Here is a 2,751-nt window from a genome sequence, read left to right on the forward strand (position 1 = left end):
CGCAAATTCTAAAGCAGTTTCTCCCGCATTGACTTTTGCGAACAATCCTGCACTTCCTGTATAATTAGCAGGAGTGTCAGTTAATTCCACGAAAGTCGTGGCACCTGCTCCAACGGGAGCGCTTTCGTCAAGTGTGCCTGTAAAAGGATTGAATTTATATCCCATGATTTACAACTCCTACGTTTTTGTAACGCTTATCAGTTTGTCACTTCCATCGTATCCTAAAGTAAGGGTCGCCACCGTTGTCCCGCCCGATCCGCCTGTTTTATAAACAACGCCGGTCAAGTTGGTTCCTGTATATGAAAGCGAAATGTAATCGTGAGCATGAGGAACTAACCCTGAGAGAAAGTTGATTCTACCTGAATCATCCACCTTTACAGGATACCACGTTGTTCCGCCATCAGAAGACCCGTAGAGCGCTATCTCCCCATCCTTAATTGACGATATTTTTCGTGGGTGATTATGTTCGTGATATTCAGCCACTATTACGCCCCCCTTGCTATAACTTTACCAATGACATGGATGGTATCTTCTATGATTTTCACGTCTTTCACGATGTATTCCTCACGTATAATTTCCGGCATTTTAATCTCTTTTGGAAGTTTCTCTTTGATTTCTTCCACCGTTTCTTTTAAAAGCCTTACAACTTCCTTTAGTTCATTAACTACAGCGATAGCGGTTTCTGCTGCTGATTTAACCTTTTTCATAGAAACAACCGGAACATCATAAGGCACTTCTTTTGGAACAGGGATATTGTATTGCTTTTCAACAATAACCGGTTTTTCATATATCTTTTCTACTATAACAGGTCGCTCATATTCCTTGTCATTAATTATAGGCTTTTCGCAGTTTATCTCTTTAATTATTGGTCTCTCATACTTCTTGTCAATAAGAACAGGTCTCTCATATTCCTTGTCAACTATAATTGGTCTCTCATATTGCTTTTCAATAAAAATAGGTTTCTCTACTTCAACTTCAATAAGTTTCGGAGACATGATTATTTTCTCTATTGTTTTAACTACCACCTCAGTTATAACAACAGGTTCAATAGAGAGCGTCTTTTCATCGCCTTTCATTTGATCATCGTGATGTATCGCCATTTTTAATTCCCTCCTTCAATGTACATAGTCACGTAACAAGTCCCATCACTGAGTGGGTCGGTATTAAGAGTTACCTTGACTGTGTTTGTCTCTACTAGTGGAATACTTGGATCAGGTGAATACACATGTGTATTGCTTTCCGCTCCAGCGGCAGAGGCATAAATTTCTTTGCCATCTGAATTTTCTATTGAAACAATACCCGTTACCACCGCTCCTGCAAATGATGGCATTTCAAAAATGATCCTGATCACCTTCGCCCATGTCAAAATAGTAAAACTTTTAACCGTTTCACCCGAAGCAAAAACCAGAGCTGTTCTTTCTGTTTTTATTAGTGTTTTAAAAAGTTTTCTTCCTCTGCCATCCCCTTCTTCTACAATAGTTATATCAGCCATAATATTCTCCTATTTTTTATTATTTTCATCAATCATCTCCTTCTGCGTCGGGACAACATTCAGTCTCTAGAAGTCTATTTCTGTCAAAGTCCCCTAACCATGCAAACTCTTTTTCAGTATAGAGATATTTAATACAATCAGGTAACTCATCGTAATCAGGATGAGGAGTGTAGTTATTCATAGATACCTGAGTCACTCTTATCTGAACTTTCAAATTTCCGCCCATTACTGAATTCGTATGCTGTATCAGTTTCATAGTGGTATTTATCTGCCTTTAAAACCTCAGACAGTATGTCTGTGATACTTATTGTGACTTCGTTGTCAGCCATACTAATCGTCTCCGCATATTGTTGGGTAGATATATTTGTCTTCGTATAACATAGGAGGTTTTATCTGTAAATCATAAAATCTCGACATCGCGTCCAACCCGTCCATTTTAACTAAAGCTGGGAAAAACATCATTTCTGAATTTATTATATAATTAGTAAAATTGTATAATCTTCCGTCTTGATTTTTTCTAATTATTGGTTTAGCAATTAAATGACCCTTACCCATTAACTTAGCACGTTTTTGTAAAGAAGTTTCATCACCTTCGTATGGATAGAAAAATTTCCAATTCTGGTGATCAGGAAGTAATCTACGTATCCTGTCTCGTTTACTGCCTTCTGCTGAATCAAGAGGCCACGAAACTGTATCTATTGGGAAACTGTTATTTTCTATTATCATCATTTGACTATAATGTTCGATGTCAGACTGGTGAGCATATTTTTCATATCCAATAGTAACAGTTTGAATGCCTGGTTTATTCAACCACTTTGTTCTAAGAGTTTTAAGCATTATCCACTTTTCATGCAAATTCATTTTGTGGATTGCTCCATCTAGCAAGTATTTATTCCACTGACCATCCATTCCTATAACTGCAAAAGCTGTATCAGACGAACCCTTTTTCTTAGAAGACGCTGGATCTACTAGTATTCCTACATTCAGTATTTGAGGTCTTAATTCATATCTACGAATGTATTCAGGTTTGAACTCCATTTCGCTGCCAGCAAGAGGATTTTGTAACATCTGACAAGCAACCATATACGCACTAGATCTTTGTTTCTTTACTTCCCATTGCTCTCTTGATAAGTAGACGGGTTCTCCGTCTGGAGCGCCCGTGTCTGTTGCTGGATAGATTCTTGGGATTGCTACTTTTCTTTCAAGAATAGTTTTATAAGTGTCTGCATGATTGTATCTAGTTCCGATATACCAGACTC

At 37.8% G+C, this 2,751-nt stretch carries 4 protein-coding genes; all 4 read right to left on the reverse strand.

The genetic code is table 11. The features are described 5' to 3' along the window. Positions 1–177 precede the first annotated feature (177 nt). Positions 178–483, reverse strand: coding sequence for a hypothetical protein (locus JU82_RS11830; RefSeq protein WP_294892273.1), 306 nt, complete (start codon positions 481–483; stop codon positions 178–180). Between the two features lie 2 nt (positions 484–485). Beyond that, entirely contained in the window at positions 486–1,100 is a 615-nt protein-coding gene (locus JU82_RS05615) for a hypothetical protein (protein WP_037947751.1), read from the reverse strand. 2 nt (positions 1,101–1,102) lie between these two features. Continuing rightward, positions 1,103–1,492, reverse strand: a complete 390-nt coding sequence (locus JU82_RS05620; protein ID WP_037947754.1) for a hypothetical protein — start codon at positions 1,490–1,492, stop codon at positions 1,103–1,105. Positions 1,493–1,822: 330 nt separating this feature from the next. Then, positions 1,823–2,751 (reverse strand): hypothetical protein (locus JU82_RS05625; protein WP_294892277.1); only part of this gene is annotated, 929 nt, incomplete at its 5' end.

Origin of the sequence: Sulfuricurvum sp. MLSB (assembly GCF_000747095.1) — a bacterium.
Lineage (GTDB): Bacteria > Campylobacterota > Campylobacteria > Campylobacterales > Sulfurimonadaceae > Sulfuricurvum.